The organism is Streptomyces davaonensis JCM 4913, from assembly GCF_000349325.1.
In the GTDB taxonomy this organism is placed as follows: Bacteria; Actinomycetota; Actinomycetes; order Streptomycetales; family Streptomycetaceae; genus Streptomyces; species Streptomyces davaonensis.
The window spans coordinates 7,732,644-7,750,722 of sequence record NC_020504.1 but is presented as its reverse complement, the minus strand read 5'-3'; the positions used below and the strand labels follow the sequence as shown (position 1 = coordinate 7,750,722).

The 18,079-nt window shown below is 71.7% G+C and carries 15 protein-coding genes and 1 tRNA gene; 9 read left to right on the top strand and 7 right to left on the bottom strand.

The window, feature by feature from the left end; translation table 11 throughout:
• The first annotated feature begins 3 nt into the window (after positions 1 to 3).
• Complete coding sequence (gene corA, locus BN159_RS34255; RefSeq protein ID WP_015661623.1) at positions 4 to 1,002, top strand: magnesium/cobalt transporter CorA; 999 nt, start codon at positions 4 to 6, stop codon at positions 1,000 to 1,002.
• 12 nt (positions 1,003 to 1,014) lie between these two features.
• Here the strand turns inward: corA and BN159_RS34250 are convergent, their stop codons facing one another.
• On the bottom strand, positions 1,015 to 1,803 hold the full coding sequence (locus BN159_RS34250; RefSeq protein WP_015661622.1) for a ferritin-like domain-containing protein: 789 nt from the start codon (positions 1,801 to 1,803) through the stop codon (positions 1,015 to 1,017).
• 226 nt (positions 1,804 to 2,029) lie between these two features.
• Positions 2,030 to 3,085 (bottom strand): LLM class F420-dependent oxidoreductase, encoded by a 1,056-nt coding sequence (locus BN159_RS34245; RefSeq protein WP_015661621.1) that lies wholly within the window; start codon positions 3,083 to 3,085, stop codon positions 2,030 to 2,032.
• Between the two features lie 158 nt (positions 3,086 to 3,243).
• Between BN159_RS34245 and BN159_RS34240 the strand changes: the two genes are divergently transcribed.
• Both BN159_RS34240 and BN159_RS34235 read left to right on the top strand, forming a co-directional pair.
• Entirely contained in the window at positions 3,244 to 4,230 is a 987-nt protein-coding gene (locus BN159_RS34240; protein ID WP_015661620.1) for an aldo/keto reductase, read from the top strand.
• The gene (locus tag BN159_RS34235; protein WP_015661619.1) at positions 4,227 to 6,335 is read left to right on the top strand and encodes a helix-hairpin-helix domain-containing protein; all 2,109 of its coding nucleotides are present in this window, start codon (positions 4,227 to 4,229) and stop codon (positions 6,333 to 6,335) included. Before BN159_RS34240 ends, BN159_RS34235 begins: the two co-directional genes overlap by 4 nt.
• A gap of 65 nt (positions 6,336 to 6,400) precedes the next feature.
• On the opposite strand, the gene BN159_RS34230 is transcribed toward BN159_RS34235, so the two are convergent.
• Entirely contained in the window at positions 6,401 to 7,081 is a 681-nt protein-coding gene (locus BN159_RS34230; protein WP_015661618.1) for a hypothetical protein, read from the bottom strand.
• Positions 7,082 to 7,128: 47 nt separating this feature from the next.
• On the opposite strand from BN159_RS34230, the gene BN159_RS34225 reads away from it, so the two are divergent.
• Complete coding sequence (locus BN159_RS34225) at positions 7,129 to 7,317, top strand: DUF5703 family protein (protein WP_005485166.1); 189 nt, start codon at positions 7,129 to 7,131, stop codon at positions 7,315 to 7,317.
• Positions 7,318 to 7,381: 64 nt separating this feature from the next.
• On the opposite strand, the gene BN159_RS34220 is transcribed toward BN159_RS34225, so the two are convergent.
• The 3 genes from BN159_RS34220 to BN159_RS34210 all read right to left on the bottom strand — a co-directional run bounded on the left by BN159_RS34220 (position 7,382) and on the right by BN159_RS34210 (position 10,074).
• Entirely contained in the window at positions 7,382 to 8,203 is an 822-nt protein-coding gene (locus tag BN159_RS34220; RefSeq protein WP_041820245.1) for a chaplin, read from the bottom strand.
• Between the two features lie 133 nt (positions 8,204 to 8,336).
• On the bottom strand, positions 8,337 to 8,570 hold the full coding sequence (gene chpH, locus BN159_RS34215; protein ID WP_015661616.1) for a chaplin ChpH: 234 nt from the start codon (positions 8,568 to 8,570) through the stop codon (positions 8,337 to 8,339).
• 178 nt (positions 8,571 to 8,748) lie between these two features.
• A complete protein-coding gene (locus BN159_RS34210) occupies positions 8,749 to 10,074 on the bottom strand; it encodes a M20/M25/M40 family metallo-hydrolase (protein ID WP_015661615.1) in 1,326 nt (441 codons plus the stop codon).
• Between the two features lie 187 nt (positions 10,075 to 10,261).
• On the opposite strand from BN159_RS34210, the gene BN159_RS34205 reads away from it, so the two are divergent.
• From BN159_RS34205 to BN159_RS34185, 5 genes are all read left to right on the top strand, one after another.
• Positions 10,262 to 10,349: transfer RNA gene (locus BN159_RS34205), tRNA-Leu, on the top strand.
• 191 nt (positions 10,350 to 10,540) lie between these two features.
• A complete protein-coding gene (locus tag BN159_RS34200) occupies positions 10,541 to 11,404 on the top strand; it encodes an alpha/beta hydrolase (RefSeq protein ID WP_015661614.1) in 864 nt (287 codons plus the stop codon).
• Positions 11,405 to 11,654: 250 nt separating this feature from the next.
• A complete protein-coding gene (locus BN159_RS34195) occupies positions 11,655 to 15,509 on the top strand; it encodes a Pls/PosA family non-ribosomal peptide synthetase (protein WP_015661613.1) in 3,855 nt (1,284 codons plus the stop codon).
• 68 nt (positions 15,510 to 15,577) lie between these two features.
• Positions 15,578 to 16,957: a M1 family metallopeptidase gene (locus BN159_RS34190; protein WP_015661612.1), complete on the top strand. Its 1,380-nt coding sequence runs from the start codon at positions 15,578 to 15,580 to the stop codon at positions 16,955 to 16,957.
• Positions 16,954 to 17,319, top strand: a complete 366-nt coding sequence (locus BN159_RS34185) for a YchJ family protein (RefSeq protein ID WP_015661611.1) — start codon at positions 16,954 to 16,956, stop codon at positions 17,317 to 17,319. The genes BN159_RS34190 and BN159_RS34185 overlap by 4 nt, the downstream gene beginning before the upstream one ends.
• Here BN159_RS34185 and BN159_RS34180 read toward each other — a convergent pair.
• Positions 17,316 to 18,056 carry a class I SAM-dependent DNA methyltransferase gene (locus BN159_RS34180; protein WP_015661610.1) on the bottom strand — a complete coding sequence of 247 codons (741 nt, stop codon included), beginning with the start codon at positions 18,054 to 18,056 and terminating at the stop codon, positions 17,316 to 17,318. The two genes, BN159_RS34185 and BN159_RS34180, sit on opposite strands and share 4 nt — an antisense overlap.
• Positions 18,057 to 18,079 lie beyond the last annotated feature (23 nt).

Genomic DNA, 18,079 nt, shown 5'->3' with positions numbered 1-18,079 from the left:
TCCGTGATCGTCGACTGTGCCATCTACCGTGACGGGACGCGGACCGAGGGGCCCAAGGACTTCTCCGTCGCGCTGGCGCAGTGCCGCGGGGGCGGGGACGCGTTCGTCTGGATCGGGCTCTACGAGCCCACCGAGGCCGAGTTCGACCGGGTCACGCAGGAGTTCGGGCTGCATCCGCTGGCCGTCGAGGACGCCCTCAGCGCCCACCAGCGCCCCAAGCTGGAGATCTACGACGACTCGCTGTTCATGGTCCTCAAGCCGGTCGGCTACGAACCCAGGCACGACATCGTCTCGGCCGGTGAGGTCATGGTCTTCATCGGCGACTCGTTCGTGGTGACCGTGCGGCACGGCGAGGAGGCGCCGCTCGCCGCCGTGCGCCGCCGGCTCGAGGCCGAGCCCGAGATGCTCCGGCACGGTCCCACGGCGGTGCTGTACTCGATCGCCGACGCCGTCGTCGACCACTACGTGGACGTGGCGGGCGAACTGAGCACCGATCTGGAGGGGCTGGAGGCCGAGGTGTTCTCGCCGACCGGCGGTGGCTCGCGGCACACGGCGTCCCGGATCTACAACTTCAAGCGGCAGATCCTGGAGTTCCGCCGCGCCACGGGCCCGTTGGCGCAGCCGCTGGACCGGCTCGCGGGCGGTGGTGTGTTCGGTGTCCGGGTGCCCTTCGTGCACGCGAAGGCGCAGCCGTTCTTCCGTGACGTGAACGACCATCTCACGCGGGTGAACGAGTCGGTGGAGGCCCTGGACCGGCTGGTGTCGGACATCCTCTCGGCTCATCTGGCGCAGATGAGCGTCCGGCAGAACGACGACATGCGGAAGATCTCCGCGTGGGCGGCCATGGCCGCGGTCCCCACGATGATCGCGGGGATCTACGGCATGAACTTCGACCACATGCCCGAGCTGCACTGGCTGTGGTCGTATCCGGCCTTGATCGCGGGCATGGCCGCCCTGGAGGTCATGCTGTACCGGCTCTTCAAGAGCCGGGGGTGGTTGTAGCCACGTCGGTGGCTAGGCGAATTCGGGGGCGGAGGTCGCCGGGCCGCCCAGGGCGTCGCGGCGTTCGGGCATCTTCAGGGACACCATGCGCCGCCAGCCCGCGGCCCGTTCCCAGGCGTACACCGCGTGGATGCCGGCGGCGAGCACCGCCGACTTGGGGCGCGGCCAGCCGAGGATGCGGCCCATGTGGGCCATGACGGCGAGGCTGACGTCCCGGTAGATCCGGATCTCCGCGAGCGCGCACTCGCGGAGGGTCTGCTGGATCGCGCGGCCGTGTCCGGCGTAGGCGAAGCGCAGCAGTTCCTCATGGCAGTAGGCGAGGTGGTTGTCCTCGTCGTTGGAGATCATTTTGACCGCGCGGCCGATGTCGGGATGGTCGGCGAAGTGCTTGCGCAGCAGCTCCATCTCCTCCGAGGCGCGCTGTTCGGTGACCCTGCTGTGGGCGAGGTAGGTGACGATGTCCTGCACGGTGAGCCGCTCCTCGCCCTTGAGCTTCTCGTGGGCGAGGCCGATGCCGTGCTTCTCCAGGAGCATCGTGTAGTCGGTCTCGTGCGGGACGGGGACGGGCTCCAGACCGCGCTTCTTCAGCAGGGCGTTGAAGATCCGCCCGTGCTTGTCCTCGTCGGCGCCATGGCGGGTGATCTTGGGGGCGAGTGCGCGCTCGCCGTCCGGGACGAGCACGGCGATGCGGGCGTTCTCCCAGCCGCCCTGGGACTCCCCGCTCGCGGCGATGGAGCAGAACAGGGCGAAGGATTCGTCGTTGTCGAGGATCTCGGTGAACAGACTCTTTGCCGAAAGCATCGTGAGCACCTCTCTGCGGGCCTCCGCGGGACTCCGCAAAGAACGAGTCAAATGCGGCGTGAGGGGTGCTGCAACAGTTGTGTCGGACAACTCCGCCAAAAGGAGGACCGGCGGGGTCACGACGGGGGCGTAACCGCACGGGCGTGGGCGCGTTGTTCTGCGTGACGGCCGTGGCGGGGAAGACCCCCGAGCCCCCACCACGGCCGTGGAAACTTCCCCCGCAGGGTTACGCGAGTCCGGCCCGCTCCAGGGCCTCGGTGCCGGCCCGCAGCGAGGCGAGGCGCTCGTCGAGGGTGAAGCCCGCGGGGGCGAGCGTGAGGGTGGTGACCCCGGCCGCCGCGTAGGCCTTCATCCGGTCCGCGATCCGGTCCACGGAACCGAGCAGGGTCGTGGAGTCGATCAGGTCGTGCGGTACGGCGGCCGCGGCGCCCTGCTTGTCGCCGGAGAGGTACTTGTCCTGGATCTCGGCGGCTTCCTTCTCGTACCCCATGCGCTGGGCGAGCTGGTTGTAGAAGTTCTGCTTGCGGCTGCCCATGCCGCCGACGTACAGGGCGGTGTAGGGACGGAAGGTGTCGGCGAGGGCCGTCACGTCCTTGTCGTCGCCGACGGCGAGCGGGACGGTGGGGCAGACGTCGAAGCCGTCGAGGGTCTTGCCGGCCTTCTCGCGGCCCGCGCGCAGGTACTTGATCGCCGTGTCCTCCAGGTGCTCGGCGGAGGGGAAGATCAGCAGCGCGCCGTCGGCGATCTCGCCGGTCTGCTCCAGGTTCTTCGGGCCGATCGCGGCGATGTACAGCGGGATGTGCTCGCGGGTGGGGTGCACGGTGAGCTTGATGGGCTTGCCGGGGCCGCCGGGCAGCGGCAGCGTCCAGTGCTCGCCCTCGTGGCTGAGGCGCTCGCGGCTCATCGCCTTGCGGACGATCTCGACGTACTCGCGGGTGCGGGAGAGCGGCTTGTCGAACTTGACGCCGTACCAGCCCTCGGAGACCTGCGGTCCGGAGACGCCGAGGCCGAGGCGGAAGCGGCCGCCGGAGAGCGAGTCGAGGGTGGCGGCGGTCATCGCGGTCATCGCCGGCTGGCGGGCCGGGATCTGGAAGATGGCCGAACCGACGTCGATGCGCTCGGTCTTGGCGGCGACCCAGCTGAGCACGGTGGCGGCGTCCGAGCCGTAGGCCTCGGCGGCCCAGCAGACGGCGTAGCCGAGGCGGTCGGCCTCCTGGGCGACGGCGAGGTTGTCGCCGTCCATTCCGGCACCCCAGTAGCCGAGGTTGATCCCGAGCTGCATGGCCGATCCCCTTACTCATCAGTAACGTCCTTGTTGCCGAGACCTTAGCGCGGTGACGGCCCTGGCGGGGTGCGGCGTGGGCGCCGATTTCGTTGACGGGGAAACTGGTTATCCACAGGCACCCACGCGGAAGGTTCTGGCCAGTAATCTCGGCGTCCATGGAGCAGAGGCATCTCGGCCGGACCGGCCTTCGTGTGTCCCGTATCGGACTCGGCACCCTCACCTGGGGCAGGGACACCGACGAGCACGACGCCGCGGACCTCTTGAAGACGTTCTGGGAGGCGGGCGGGTCGCTCATCGACACGGCGGACGTGTACGGCGACGGGGAGGCCGAGTATCTGCTCGGGCAGCTCATAGAAGGTCTTGTGCCGCGCCGGGACCTGGTCATCTCGACCAAGGCGGGCAGCGTGCCCGACCCGGACCGCCGGTTCGACGGCTCCCGGGGGCATCTGCTCGCCGCCCTGGACGCCTCGCTGGCCCGGCTCGGCACGGACTACGTCGACGTGTGGCACATCCACGCCTTCGACCCGGACACCCCGCTGGAGGAGACCCTCCAGGCCCTCGACATCGCGGTCAGCAGCGGCCGGGCGCGGTACGCGGGCGTCTCCAACTTCTGCGGCTGGCAGCTCGCCAAGGCGGCGACGTGGCAGCTGGCGGCACCGGGGACACGGACCCGGCTGGCCAGTACGCAGCTGGAGTACTCGCTGCTCCAGCGGGGCGTGGAGCGCGAGGTGCTGCCGGCCGCGCTGGACCTGGGCATCGGGATGCTGCCCTCCTCACCGCTCGGCCGAGGCGTGCTCACGGGCAAGTACCGGGGCGCCACGCCCCCGCCCGACTCCCGGGGCGCCTCCGAGCACTTGGCGCCCTTCGTCGCGCCGTATCTCGACGACACGGCGAGCCGGATCGTGGACGCGGTGCAGACCGCGGCGGACGGGCTCGCCGTGACCCCGCTCCAGGTGGCCCTCGCCTGGGTCCGCGACCGGCCGGGCGTCACCGCGCCCATCATCGGCGCGCGCAACGCGCAGCAGCTCACGGCGGCATTGTCAGTGGAGGCGCTTAGTCTTCCTGACGAGATCTGCCGGGCGCTCGACGATGTGTCGGCACCCGTGCACCGCTACCCCGATCACGACTGGAGCACGCTGTGAGCACGGAGCCCGAGGACACGGAGTCCGCGGTGGAGGGCGCTGCGGAGGGCGCCGAGCCTGAAGCGGGGGGCACCGACGGCGCCGCAGAGGGCGGCGAGAAGGCTCAGCTGTCGGAGGCCGAGGCCGAGTTGGCGGCGCAGCGGGTCGAGCGGGAGCGGATCGCTCGGCGGAAGGCCGAGAAGGCGGGGCCCGTCGAGGCCGGGGGGAAGCTCAGCGGGACCGCCGCGGATCTGCTGGCCGCCGTCCGGGCCGTGGAGGGTGGTGCCAAGCCTGCGGCCACCGTGTTCGCCGAGCCCGAGCCCCGGCGGCCCGCTCCGGAGCCGGTGCGGCGGGCGCAGCCCGTCGTGGCCGAGGCACCGGTGGCGCCCGCGGCCGAGGCCGTTGCGGATGTGGCGCAGGTGTTGGCCGAGGGCGGCGCCCCCGGCACGCTCGCGCCTCAGGTCGCCGCAGCGCTCGGTGAGGGCGCGGGTGACGAGTTGCGGGCGGATCCCTGGCAGTTGCTGCGGGTCGGCGGAGTACGGCCGGAGCAGGCCGACGGGTTCGCGCGGGCGCTGCTGGGCGCCGAGTGCGGTCCGGACGACGAGCGGCGGGGCCGGGCGACGACCGTCTGGCTGCTGGAACAGGCGGCCGTGGCGGGGCATACGGCCCTGGAGCTGCCGACGCTCACCGCGGCGCTGGCCCGCCAGGGCGTGCCTGATGCGGACACCGCCGTGCAGAACACGCTCGCCGAGGGCGAGGCGCTGGCTTTCCAGGACGCCCTGGACGACGCTCCGGCGACGGGCGACACGGGTGGCGAGGAGGGCGACGAGGGCGAGGAGCGGCCCGTCCGGGTGCTCGTCGGGCTTGAGCGGTACGCCCTCGCGGAGGAGAGCCTCGCCGACGGTCTGGGCCGACTGATCAACTCCGTGCCCAAGCAGGACGGTTCGGCCGGGGCCTGGGACGAGGCCGCCGCCTCGGCCGGGGGCTCCGCGGGCGAGCTGATCCGCGCGGTCGCCGGGCACGCCCTGGTGCTGCACACCGGCGGAGCGGCCTCGCTCGCCGAGCCCGCGGCGCTGCTGCGCGCGGCGCACGGCATGGGCCTGCGCGTGTGGGCCGCCACCCACAGCCCGCTGGGCCGGGAGGGGTTCGCTCGACAGGTCGGCCCGGGTTCCCATGTCGTCACCCTCGCCGGGCTGCTCTCCGGTGTCGAAGGGCCGGGGCGGGACGTGGACGGGGCGTTGGATCTCGATCTGCTGGTGGTGCTTGACGCGCCGCAGTTGGACGTCGAGGCGGCCGCTCTGGTCGCGGAGTCCTTGGCGGACGGGGCCCGGCTGGTGCTGGCCGGGGATCCGGGGGTGTTGGGGTCGGCTGGGCCCGGGCGGGTGTTCGGGGATCTGCTGGCCGCTCGGGTCTGTCCGCAGGTTGCCTCTCGGCTGCCGGATCCCGGGCCGCTCGGCGAGCTGGTCTCGGGCATCGGCATCGGTGAGCTGAACCAGGTCGAAGCGCCCGGCAAGGAGGTCGTGATCGTGCCGGTGCGGGACGCGGGCGAGGCCGTGCACCGGACCGTGCAGCTCGTCGCCGACTCCGTGCCGCGGGCGTTCGGGGTGCGGCCCGAGGACACCCAGGTCATCACGCCGGGGCACGGGGGTGCCGCCGGTACCCGTGCGCTCAACGCGGCGCTCAAGGAACGGCTCAATCCCGGCCCCGGCCGCTTCGGCGGCTTCGACCCCGGGGACCGGATCGCCTACTCCCCCGCGCCGGGCCGTACGCTGCCGGGCCACGTCGTGAAGGCCGACGCCGACGGGCTGCACCTGTCCTGCGCGGGCGAGGCCGTCGTCGTACCGAAGGAGCGGGTGGAGCAGTCCGTGCGGCACGGGTGGGCGCTCACCGCGCATCAGGCCGTGGGCGGACGCTGGCCCGCCGTCGTGGTCGTGCTGCCCGGTGACGCGGCGGGGGCGCTCAGCCGCCCGTGGGTGTACACGGCGTTCGGCCGGGCGGAGCGGCACCTGTCCGTGGTGCACGGCGTGGAGCAGGCCCTGCCCCGGGCCGTGGCCGAGGTCCCGGCGAAGCCCCGGACGACCCGGCTCCCTGCACTGCTCGTCCCACAGCCCGGTCAACCCACCTAGGGGCGCGGCGCAGAAAGGCGACGGCGCCACGGAAGACTCCGTGGCGCCGTCGCCCAAGCCCAGCGCTAGCGTTCCGCGTCCAGCGGCTCCAGGTCCTCGTCGTCCTCGTCGGCGTCCTCGGAGTCCTCCACGTCCTCCACGTCCAGCTCGTCGTCGAAGACCGCGCTGACGTCGAAGCGGCAGACCACCTGCTGGGGATCGATCTGCTCGAACGGGGCCTCCAGCCACTCGCCGGGGTCGGCCGGCTCGTCGGCGGCGGTCACCCACAGCGTGGAGTCGCCCTCCTCCAGGCCGAACTCCTTGTGCCGGGAGGCGATCTCGTCCGGTTCGAACTCGCCGAACAGAATCCCCAGCGCGCCATGGACCGTGCCCGACGCCTCCCCGTCCACGTCGTAGTCCGCGGCCTCGACCCGCTCCGCCTGCGCCAGCAGCCGCTGCGGCTCCACCACGGCGTAGTCGCGCCGGATCAGCACGCTCACCGCGTTCGGCTCCTCGGGGCCCGCGTACGGCGGCAGGCCGTCGTCGGTGCCGGGGATCTCGAAGGGTGTGACCTCGTCGTAGCGGTCGTAGAGCAGCTCGTCGTACGCCTCGGCGGCCGTGGCCAGCTGGTTGAACGCCTCGTAGACGGCCGGGTCGTCCTCCCCCGACCGGCGTTCGACCGCGGCGAGATGGCGGTCGAGCGCGGTCTTGACCGCCTCGGCGGCGGCGCGTACCTCGGCAGCGGTGGGCTGCGCAGCATCAGACATAGTGCAGACGCTATCCGTACCGAGCCCCAGCCCGCACAATAGATGCGATGCCGGAATACGAATTTGTCGACGTGTACGTACCGCGCGGGGTTTCCCGCAAGGACGCCACACGCCTGCTGACGGACCATGCCGAGTACGGACACTGGGAGTTGGACCGACTGAGCCTGCTGCGCGACGGAAGCCGCAGGGTGCGGCTGCGCCGCAGGATCATCCGCCAGGTGCGCGCCACGTGGTGAGAGCAGACAAAGACGGAGCGGGCCCCGCCGACACGGCGGGGCCCGCTCCGTCGTACGCGGTGTCTCAGGCCGAGGCCCGCGCCTTGCGGTAGAGCACGGCGCCCGCCAGCATCACACCCGCGCCCATGGGGAGAACGAGGCCGAGCGGCAGCTCACTGCCGGTCGCGGCGAGCTGGGCGAGGCCGTCGGGCTCGGTGACGGACCCGGCTCCCGGCAGGTCGGCCTGCGGGGTGCCGTCGGGTGTCACATCGCCCGAGGTGGACGGGGTGCCCGGGGTTTCGGGGCGAGGAGGCCCGTCCGGATTGCCGCGATCACTCGGGTTGTTCGGATTGCCCGGGTGCTCAGGGCTCCCAGGATTGCCCGGGTTCTCCGGCCCTCCCGGATTGCCGGGCTGCTCCGGCACCCCCGGAGGGTTCCCGTACTCGCCTCCACCGTCACCGGATCCACCCCCGTTCCCACAGTCGTTGCCCGTGGCCCCATTGCCGACTCCCACGACATTGACGCTGTTGCCGCAGACGTTGACCGGCGCATGGACCGGCACCTCGACATGGTTGCCGGATGCCACACCGGGCGAATCCGAGGCGTACCCACCGGAGTGCGCTCCCCCGGAGCCCCCGGAGCCCCCAGAGCCCCCGGACCGCACCGACTGATTGACGCACGTGTTCCCGACCGCCGGGTTGAGCACCCCGACCACGTTGACCGTGTTGCCGCAGGCGTTGACCGGTGCGTGCACCGGCGCCTGGACCGTGTTGCCCGACAGCACGCCGGGCGAGTTCGAGCTGGACCCGCTCGCGCCCGAGTGGGCCTGGGCGGTCCCGCCCGCGGCGGCGATCACGCCGGTCGCGGCCGCCACGGTCATCAGACCCTTGCGGGTGACCTGTCGCATTGCTGAATTCCCTGCCTTCCCCCACAGATGACCCACGCGAAAAGACCGGTCGGTCCCGGAGCGCATGGCACGCACTCCGGGACCGACGGTGTCGAACGAACCCTCTAAAGGCCGAAACCTCGAAAAGGCAGCGTCACTTGTTCACGCAGGTGTTGCCGAAGGCGGGGTTCAGCAGCCCGATCACGGAGATCGTGTTGCCGCACACGTTCACCGGGACGTGCACGGGAACCTGGACCACGTTGCCGGACAGGACACCCGGGGAGTGCACCGCGGCACCCTGGGCGCCGGAGTCGGCGACGGCCAGGCCGGCACCCGCGAGAACCAGACCACCGGTGGCAGCCGCAGCGGCGACGATCTTCTTGATCATTATTCCTCCTTGTTGGCAATGCGATCCCAAGTAGCGGATCGCATCAGCAGTAACGAGGAGGGAGTAATGGAGCTACGAGCTTATCGTCGCATTCACTCTTCTCAGTCAATTCCGCACGGGCGGCCGAATAGTGAAGTTTCGTTTCAGTGGGCCAATTCAGGACGGCTTCAGGACGACTTCAGGACGCGTCGATGAACCGGTCGAGCACCCGTACACCGAACTTGAGCCCGTCCACCGGCACCCGCTCGTCGACCCCGTGGAACATCCCCGCGAAGTCCAGCTCGGGCGGCAGCTGGAGCGGCGCGAAGCCGAAGCAGCGGATGCCGAGGTCGTCGAAGGACTTGGCGTCGGTGCCGCCGGAGAGCATGTACGGCACGGCCCGCGCGATCGGGTCCTCGGCGCTCAGCGCGCTCTGCATGGCGTCGACGAGCCTGCCGTCGAAGTCGGTCTCCAGCGCCTTGTCGGCGTGCACGTCCTCGCGTCGCACGCGCGGGCCGAGCAGGCGGTCGAGGTCGGCGAGGAACTCCTCCTCGTAGCCGGGCAGAAACCGGCCGTCGACGTGCGCGGTGGCCTGGCCGGGGATGACGTTGACCTTGTAGCCGGCGCCGAGCATGGTGGGCGCCGCCGAGTTCTTCAGGGTCGCGCCGACCATCTTGGCGATACCGCCGAGCTTGGCGAGCGTCTCGTCCATGTTCTCGGGGTCGAGTTCGGTGCCGAGCGCGTCGGAGAGCTCGTCGAGGAAGGACCGTACGGTCTTGGTGACCCGGACCGGCCACTTGTGCCGCCCGAGCCGCCCGACGGCATCGCACAGCTCGGTGATGGCGTTGTCGTCGTTGGTCATCGAGCCGTGGCCCGCGGTGCCGTCGACGGTCAGCCGCATCCAGTGCATGCCCTTCTGGGCGGTCTCCACCAGATACAGCCGCAGCTTCTCGTTGACGGTGAAGGAGAACCCGCCGACCTCGCCGATCGCCTCGGTGACGCCCTCGAAGAGGTCCGGGTGCTTCTGCACCAGGTACTTGGCGCCGTAGGTGCCGCCCGCCTCCTCGTCGGCGAGGAACGCGAGGACGATGTCGCGCGGCGGCTTGCGGCCGCTGCGCAGCCGGTCGCGCACGACGGCCAGCGTCATCGCGTCCATGTCCTTCATGTCGACGGCCCCGCGCCCCCACACACAGCCGTCCGCGATCTCGCCGGAGAAGGGGTGGTGGGTCCAGTCGGCGGCGTTGGCCGGGACGACATCGGTGTGACCGTGGATGAGGAGCGCGGGCCGGGAGGGGTCCTCGCCCTCGATCCGGGCCACGGTGGAGGCACGCCCCTGGTGCGACTCGATGATCCGCGGTTCCAGGCCCACTTCGGCGAGCTTCTCGGCCACGTACTCGGCGGCCTTGCGCTCCCCGGGACCGGAGTGGTCGCCGTAGTTGCTCGTATCGATCCGGATCAGCTCGCGGCAGAGGTCCACGACCTCGTCCTCGCCGGTGACGCCCTTGGCCGTGTCGGTCCCGCTCACGCTGCTTCCTCCCACTGTCACTGCTGGTGGTCCCCCTCATCCTCCTCCTGCGACCGGCCCGCGCCCAAGACCGCCCCTGCCCCGTCACACGCCGTTCACGCCGGAACAGGGGGTGATCGGCCACCCCCGAAAGCCTGGTAATGTTTCCTCTGTCGCCGCGGGGGAAACCCCGCACGACAGACACCTTGTCCGGGTGGCGGAATGGCAGACGCGCTAGCTTGAGGTGCTAGTGCCCTTTATCGGGCGTGGGGGTTCAAGTCCCCCCTCGGACACCAGTGGTTACACCATCGAGTGCCGGCCGGGAGCGATCCCGACCGGCACTTCGCGTTTCACGGCGTACTCCCCCGACCCACTCCCCCGGTCTGGCGCTCGGGGGCAGGCGGGTGTGCACAGCGGGTCAACTCGGGCCCGGCGGCCGGGCCTACGGTCCCCGGGAGCAGACCCCTCCACGAGCAGGAGTACGACCATGTCCTCGCCCGACTCCGCAGCCTCCTACGCCCGCGATCTCGCCCAGGTCGAGCGGGCCAACGCCACCGGCCGCACCCCCGCCGTGTTCGTGCACGGTCTGTGGCTGCTGCCGACCAGCTGGGACCGGTGGGCGGCCGTCTTCGAGGAGGCCGGGTTCGCGCCGGTCACCCCCGGCTGGCCGGACGACCCGGAGACCGTCGAGGAGGCGCAGGCGCATCCCGAGGTGTTCGCCGGGAAGAGCGTCGGGCAGGTCGCGGACCACTTCTGCGATCTGATCGGGAAGCTGGAGCGCAAGCCGGTCGTCGTCGGGCACTCCTTCGGCGGTCTGATCACCCAGATCGTCGCCGGGCGCGAGCTGTCCCGGGCGTCGGTGGCGATCGACCCGGCGCCGTTCCGCGGGGTGCTGCCGCTGCCCCTGTCCTCGCTGCGGGCGGCGCGTCCGGTGCTGGGCAACCCGGCCAACTTCCACCGGGCGGTGCCGCTGACCTTCGAGCAGTTCCGCTACTCCTTCGCCAACGCGGTGAGCGAGGAGGAGGCGCGCGAGCTGTACGACACCTTCGCGGTGCCAGCGCCGGGCGAGCCGCTGTTCCAGGCGGCCGCGGCCAACCTCAACCCGTGGACCGAGGTGAAGGTCGACACCACCGCGGAGGGCCGGGGCCCGCTGCTGATCATCTCGGGCGAGAAGGACCACACCGTGCCGTGGGCCATCGCGAACGCCTCGTACAAGAAGCAGTTGCACAACGAGCACGCGGTGACGGAGATCGTCGAGATGCCCGGCCGGGGGCACGCGCTGACGATCGACCACGGCTGGCGTGACGTCGCGGACACGGCGCTGACGTTCATCAGGCGATTCGCCCGCTGACACGCTCCGGAGTCGACCTGGCGCTCTGTGTGGGGCATCTCTCGCGCCCGCACAAAACGCCAGGTCATCGGCGTGCCCACGACACCCGGACGGCCCGGAAGATCCATCCCGAGTGGCAGTACGAAGGGGTCGCACCTAGCGTCGTACTAAAATTTCCGGCTTGTTACGGAGCTGGAGCCGGACAACCCCAGGCAGACCTGCGGGCCCGCCAGCGCCCCGGAGGCTTCCGGGATCGAGACGCGAGGACCTGATGGCAGCCATACACGAGAGCAGTGCTCTCGGTCTGCTCGACGAAGAGATCCGCGAGCGATTCGGTGATACGGCACGTTTCTCCGGAGGTCCGGCGGCCTCTCCCCGCACCCTCGTCGACATTCTCGACGCGTCCGTACGGCAGTACCCGGACGAGCTCGCCCTGGACGACGGGACGACCCGGCTGACCTATCGGGCGCTGGCCGTCGAGGTGGCGCGGGTGCGGCGGCTGCTCGCCGAGGCCGGAGTCGGGCTCGGGGACCGGGTGGGCGTGCGGGTGCCGTCCGGGACCAATGACCTCTACGTGGCCATCCTGGCGGTGCTCGCGGCCGGTGCCGCCTATGTGCCGGTCGACGCGGAGGACCCGGACGAGCGGGCCGAGCTGGTGTTCGGGGAGGCGGACGTGCGGGCCGTCATCGGGGCCGGGCACGAGATCACCGCGCACAGCCGCTCCGAGGCGCCCGCCGGGCGGCCCGGGGTCGAGCACGACGCCTGGATCATCTTCACCTCCGGTTCGACCGGGAAGCCCAAGGGTGTCGCCGTCAGTCACGAGAGCGCCGCCGCGTTCGTGGACGCCGAGGCCGCGCTGTTCCTCACCGAGGACCCGATCGGGCCCGGTGACCGGGTCATGGCGGGTCTGTCGGTCGCCTTCGACGCGTCCTGCGAGGAGATGTGGCTGGCCTGGCGGTACGGCGCCTGTCTGGTGCCGGTGCCCCGGTCCCAGGTCAGGAGCGGCGCCGATCTCGGGCCGTGGCTGGTGGAGCAGGAGATCACGGTCGTCTCGACGGTGCCCACGCTGGCCGCGCTGTGGGAGCCGGACACCCTGAACGACGTACGGCTGCTGATCTTCGGCGGTGAGGCCTGCCCTCCGGAGCTGGCGCAGCGGCTGGTGACCGAGGGCCGTGAGGTGTGGAACACCTACGGGCCGACCGAGGCGACCGTGGTGGCCTGCGCCTCGCTGCTGAGCGGCGCGGAGCCGATCCGGATCGGGCTGCCGCTGAACGGCTGGGAGCTGGCCGTCGTCGACGAGGCCGGGGAGCCGGTGGCGATGGGCGCCGGCGGCCAGCTGGTGATCGGCGGGGTCGGGCTCGCCCGGTACCTGGACGCCGAGAAGGACGCGGAGAAGTACGCGCCGCTGGACTCCCTGGGCTGGGAGCGGGCGTACCGCAGTGGTGACCTGGTCAAGGCGGAGCCGGAGGGGCTGATCTTCCTCGGGCGGGCCGATGAGCAGATCAAGCTCGGCGGGCGTCGGATCGAGCTGGGCGAGGTGGACGCGGCGCTCCAGGCGCTGCCCGGGGTCGCGGGCGCCGCGTCCGCCGTGCGCACCGCCCGCAGCGGCAACCAGCTCCTCGTCGGGTACGTGGTCACCCAGGACGGCTGGGACCAGGCGGTGGCCGTGGAGAAGCTGCGCGCCGAGCTGCCCGCGGCGCTGGTGCCGCTGCTGGCGCCGGTCGAGGACCTGCCGACGCGGACCAGCGGCAAGGTGGACCGCAACGCCCTGCCGTGGCCGCTGGAGGGCCTGGAGACCGGCGCCAAGGCCGAGCAGCTCTACGGCACCGAGGCGTGGCTCGCCGAGCAGTGGACGGAGGTCCTGGGCATCCCGGTGACCGGCGCCCGCGACGACTTCTTCGCGATCGGCGGCAGCAGTCTGGCCGCCGCCCAGCTCACCACGAAGCTGCGCACCCGCTACCCGAGCGCGGCCGTCCTGGACATCTACCAGCAGCCGACGCTGCGGAAGCTGGCCCGGCACCTGGAGGAGTCCGCGCAGGACGACGGCGCGCGGCGGACGGTCGCGCCGGTGCCGAGGCGCGCGCAGGCGGTCCAGGTGCTGGCGCTGCTGCCGCTGTTCACGCTGCTCGGGCTGCGCTGGATGGTGCCGTTGGCGGCGGTGGGCAATGTGCTGCCCGCGTACTCCTGGCTGCCGACCGCGCCTTGGTGGCTGGTCGTCGCCGGGGCGCTGGTGCTGTTCAGCCCGCCCGGCCGGCTCGGGATCGCAGCGGGAGGCGCCAGGCTGCTGCTGCGCGGTGTCGAGCCGGGCCGGTACCCGCGCGGTGGGAGCGTCCATCTGCGGCTGTGGACGGCCGAGCGGCTCGCGGAGTTCAGCGGGGCGACCTCGCTGACCGGGTCCTGGCTCGAGCGGTACGCGCGGGCGCTGGGCGCGAAGGTGGGGCAGGACGTCGATCTGCACTCGCTGCCGCCGGTCACCGGCATGCTGCGGCTCGGCCGGGGCGCGGCCGTCGAGTCCGAGGTGGATCTGTCCGGGTACTGGCTGGACGGTGACCGGCTGGAGATCGGGCCGGTCAAGGTGGGCGCGCACGCCGTCGTCGGCACCCGCAGCATGCTCTTCCCGGGCGCCCGGGTCGGCAAGCGGGCCGAGGTGGCACCGGGCTCGGCGGTGACCGGGCAGATTCCCACCGGTCAGCGCTGGGCGGGCGCTCCCGCGGTGAAGCTGGGCAAGGCGAAGCGGAACTGGCCGAAGGAGCGGCCGGTGCGGGGCAGGTTCTGGCGGGGCATGTACGGCGTGAGCGGTCTCGCGCTCAACGCGCTTCCGGTGCTGGCCGGGGCGGCGGCGCTCGCCGTGGCGTACCCGCTCGTCGACGCCGACGCTCCCCTGAAGGGCGCCGCACTGGCGCTGGTCCCGGCGACGCTGGCCTTCGGTCTGGCGTACGCGCTGCTGGTCCTGGTCGCCGTACGGCTGTTCAGCCTGGGTCTGGCCGAGGGCACGTATGCCACGCACAGCCGGGTCGGCTGGCAGGCCTGGACGGTCACGCAGCTGATGGACAACGCCCGGGAGACGCTGTTCCCGCTGTACGCCGGGCTTGCCACGCCGGTGTGGCTGCGGCTGCTCGGGATGCGGATCGGCAAGGGCGCCGAGGTGTCCACGGTGCTGGCGCTGCCGAGCCTGACCACGGTCGGTGACGGCGCCTTCCTGGCCGACGACACGCTGACCGCGCCGTACGAGCTGGGTGGCGGCTGGGTGCGGATCGGGCGCGCGGAGATCGGGCGGCGGGCGTTCCTCGGCAACTCGGGGATGACCGCGCCGGGACGGAGCGTGCCGGACGACGGCCTGGTGGGGGTGCTGTCGGCTACGCCGAAGAAGGCCAAGAAGGGCACCTCGTATCTGGGTCTGCCGCCGGTGAAGCTGCCGCGCAGCGCGAGCGACGGCGACCGGAGCCGGACGTACGACCCGCCGGCGCGGCTGTTGTGGGCGCGGGGTCTGGTGGAGCTGTGCCGGATCGTGCCGGTGTTCTGCTCGGCGGCGCTGGCCGTGCTGACGGTGGCGGCGCTGTGCGTGCTGGGCGGCTGGGCCTGGCTGCTGGGCGGGGCGGTACTGCTCGCGGCGGGCGTGGTCGCGGGGCTGGTCTCGATCCTCGCCAAGTGGGCACTCGTGGGTCGGCACCGCAGCGGGGAGCATCCGCTGTGGAGCGGGTTCGTGTGGCGCAACGAGCTGGCCGACACCTTCGTGGAGGTGCTGGCCGTGCCGTGGCTGGCCGGATCCGTGCCGGGCACGCCGCTGATGACGGCGTGGCTGCGCGGGCTCGGCGCGCGGATCGGCAAGGGCGTGTGGGTGGAGAGCTACTGGCTTCCGGAGACGGATCTGGTGAGCCTGGAGGACGCGGCGACGGTGAACCGTGGCTGTGTGCTCCAGACGCACCTCTTCCACGACCGGATCTTGCGGACGGATACTGTGGTCCTCCGTGAGGGCGCGACGCTGGGTCCTGGCGGAATCGTCCTGCCCGGCAGCACGGTCGGGGCCCGCACCACGCTGGGTCCCGCGTCGCTGGTGATGGCCGCGGAGTCGGTCCCCGACGACACGCGCTGGCTGGGCAACCCGATCGAGGCATGGCGGCGCTGAGCGGCCGTACGACGTCGGGGGAGGGCGAGGCACGTCGTACGAGCACAGCGCAGGGAGCAGACACAGCAGTGGCCGTTCAGCAGTCCGTGGGTGCGGATCCGTACTTTCCCGATCACGGTGATTCCCGTTACCGGGTGCACCGGTACGAGCTCGCGCTGGACTACCGGCCGGGGCCGAACCGGCTGTCGGGGACGGCGCGGATCAACGCCATAGCGGGCCGTTCGCCGCTCGCCGAGTTCCAGTTGAACCTCGCCGACTTCAGGATCGGCCGGGTGCGGGTGGACGGGCGGCAGCCGCATTACACGCATCGTGGTGGGCGGCTGCGGGTGAAGCCCGCCAAGGCCGTCCGGCCGGGGGCCGCGTTCACGGTCGAGGTGCACTGGTCGGGCAACCCCAAGCCGGTGAACAGCCCCTGGGGCGGGCTCGGCTGGGAGGAGCTGGAGGACGGTGCGCTGGTGGCGAGCCAGCCGGTCGGGGCGCCGTCCTGGTACCCGTGCAACGACCGCCCGGCGGACAAGGCGTCGTACCAGATCTCGGTCACCACGCCGTCGGCGTACTCGGTGGTCGCGGGCGGCCGGCTGCTCACCCGTACGACGAAGGCGTCGACGACGACCTGGGTGTACGAGCAGTCCGCGCCGACGTCGAGCTATCTGGTCGGTCTGTCGATCGGCAAGTACCAGACCGTGCTGCTGGGCGATCCCGGTCCTGGCGGGGTGCCGCAGCACGGGCACATCCCGGCGCATCTGCTGCCGCAGTTCTCGCGGGACTTCGCGCGCCAGCCGCAGATGATGGAGCTGTTCCAGGAGCTGTTCGGGCCGTACCCGTTCGAGGAGTACGCGGTCGTGGTGACCGAGGAGGAGCTCGATGTGCCCGTCGAGGCACAGGGGTTGTCACTGTTCGGTGCCAACCACGTGGACGGGGCGCGGGGTTCGGAGCGGCTGGTCGCGCACGAGCTGGCGCATCAGTGGTTCGGCAACAGCGTCTCGATCGCCGACTGGCGGCACATCTGGCTGAACGAGGGGCTCGCCAAGTACGCGGAGTGGCTCTGGTCGGAGCGGTCCGGCGGCCGGACGGCGCAGCAACTCGCCGCCGCCGCACACCGGTTGATCGCCGCTCAGCCGCAGGTGCTGAAGCTGGCGGACCCGGGCCGCAAGCTGATGTTCGACGATCGCCTCTACGAGCGCGGCGGGCTGACCGTGCATGCGTTGCGCTGCGCGCTGGGCGACGACGCCTTCTTCCGGATGCTGCGCGGCTGGGCGGCGCTGCACCGGGGCGGGGCGGTGAGCACCGCGACGTTCGCGGCGCACGCGGCCCGGTTCGCGAGCGAGCCGCTGGACGAGCTGTTCGACGCCTGGGTGTACCGCACGCCGTTGCCGCCGCTGCCGAGCCAGGTGACGGCGTTGCCGGTGAAGCCGCCGTACCCGCCGAGCGCGGGAGCGTCGGCATGAGCGCCTGCCCCTGCGGCCTGTCCGAGCCGTACGAGAAGTGCTGCGGCCGCTACCACTCCGGTACGGCGGCACCCACCGCCGAGGCGCTGATGCGGTCCCGGTACAGCGCCTTCGTGAAGGGCGACGTCCCGTATCTGCTGCGGACCTGGCATCCGCGGACCAGGCCCGACCGGCTCGATCTCGACCCCGGGATGCGGTGGACCGGGCTGGACATCCTCGGCACCGAGGCCGGGAGCGCGTTCCACTCCACCGGGACCGTGACGTTCCGGGCGTCCTTCCGGGGCGGCTCGCTGCATGAGCGGAGCCGGTTCGAGCGGGTGGACGGGGCGTGGGTGTACGTGGACGGGGAGTTCCTGGACTAGGAGAGCGGCTTCTCCCAGACCGACACGTGGCGGGTGCTCTCGCCGGTGAAGGGCGCCCCGTTCCAGTCCTCCCAGCGGTCGCGCAGGCGCAGTCCGGCGATCCGGGCCATCAGGTCCAGCTCGGCGGGCCACACGTAGCGGAACGGCAGCCACGAGTGCTCCGCGCGGCCGTCGACGATCGTGACGTAGTTCGAGCTCATGGCCTGGGTGGCGGGGTCGTAGGTGTCGAAAGCCCACGCGGTCGGGGTGATCCGGAAGGGTACGGCGCTCTGGCCCGGCGGCAGTCGGCGCAGCTCAGGCACGCCGACCTCGACCACGAAGCAGCCGCCGGGGGCCAGATGGGCGGCGGCGTTGAGGAAGCAGTCGACCTGGGCGTCCTGGGTCGTGAGGTTGTTGATGGTGTTGAACACCAGGTAGGCGACGGTGAAGCGGCCGTCGACCTTGGTCGTCGCGAAGTCGCCGATGGTGACGCCGACGGTGTCCCCGCCGGGTTTGGCCCGCAGTCGGGCGACCATGGCGCGGGACATGTCGATGCCGTGCACCGGAACGCCGCGGGCGGCCAGGGGCAGGGCGATCCGTCCGGTGCCGATGCCGAGTTCCAGTGCGCTGCCGTCAGCGGCGAGGCCGGCCAGCAGGTCGACGGCCGGGGTCACCGCCTCCGGGCGGAACATCTCCGCCTCGTCATCGTCGTAGGCGGCCGCGATCTTCTCTCCGAAGTACCCGTCTTCATCAAGCACTTCGGGACCGTACCGCCTTGGGC

Coding starts and splice junctions, on each gene's coding strand:
- BN159_RS34250 (WP_015661622.1), bottom strand. CDS start 1,803: ATGCTTTCGGCAAAGAGTCTGTTCACCGAGATCCTCGACAACGACGAA.
- BN159_RS34245 (WP_015661621.1), bottom strand. CDS start 3,085: ATGCAGCTCGGGATCAACCTCGGCTACTGGGGTGCCGGAATGGACGGC.
- BN159_RS34240 (WP_015661620.1), top strand. CDS start 3,244: ATGGAGCAGAGGCATCTCGGCCGGACCGGCCTTCGTGTGTCCCGTATC.
- BN159_RS34230 (WP_015661618.1), bottom strand. CDS start 7,081: ATGTCTGATGCTGCGCAGCCCACCGCTGCCGAGGTACGCGCCGCCGCC.
- BN159_RS34225 (WP_005485166.1), top strand. CDS start 7,129: ATGCCGGAATACGAATTTGTCGACGTGTACGTACCGCGCGGGGTTTCC.
- BN159_RS34220 (WP_041820245.1), bottom strand. CDS start 8,203: ATGCGACAGGTCACCCGCAAGGGTCTGATGACCGTGGCGGCCGCGACC.
- chpH (WP_015661616.1), bottom strand. CDS start 8,570: ATGATCAAGAAGATCGTCGCCGCTGCGGCTGCCACCGGTGGTCTGGTT.
- BN159_RS34200 (WP_015661614.1), top strand. CDS start 10,541: ATGTCCTCGCCCGACTCCGCAGCCTCCTACGCCCGCGATCTCGCCCAG.
- BN159_RS34195 (WP_015661613.1), top strand. CDS start 11,655: ATGGCAGCCATACACGAGAGCAGTGCTCTCGGTCTGCTCGACGAAGAG.
- BN159_RS34185 (WP_015661611.1), top strand. CDS start 16,954: ATGAGCGCCTGCCCCTGCGGCCTGTCCGAGCCGTACGAGAAGTGCTGC.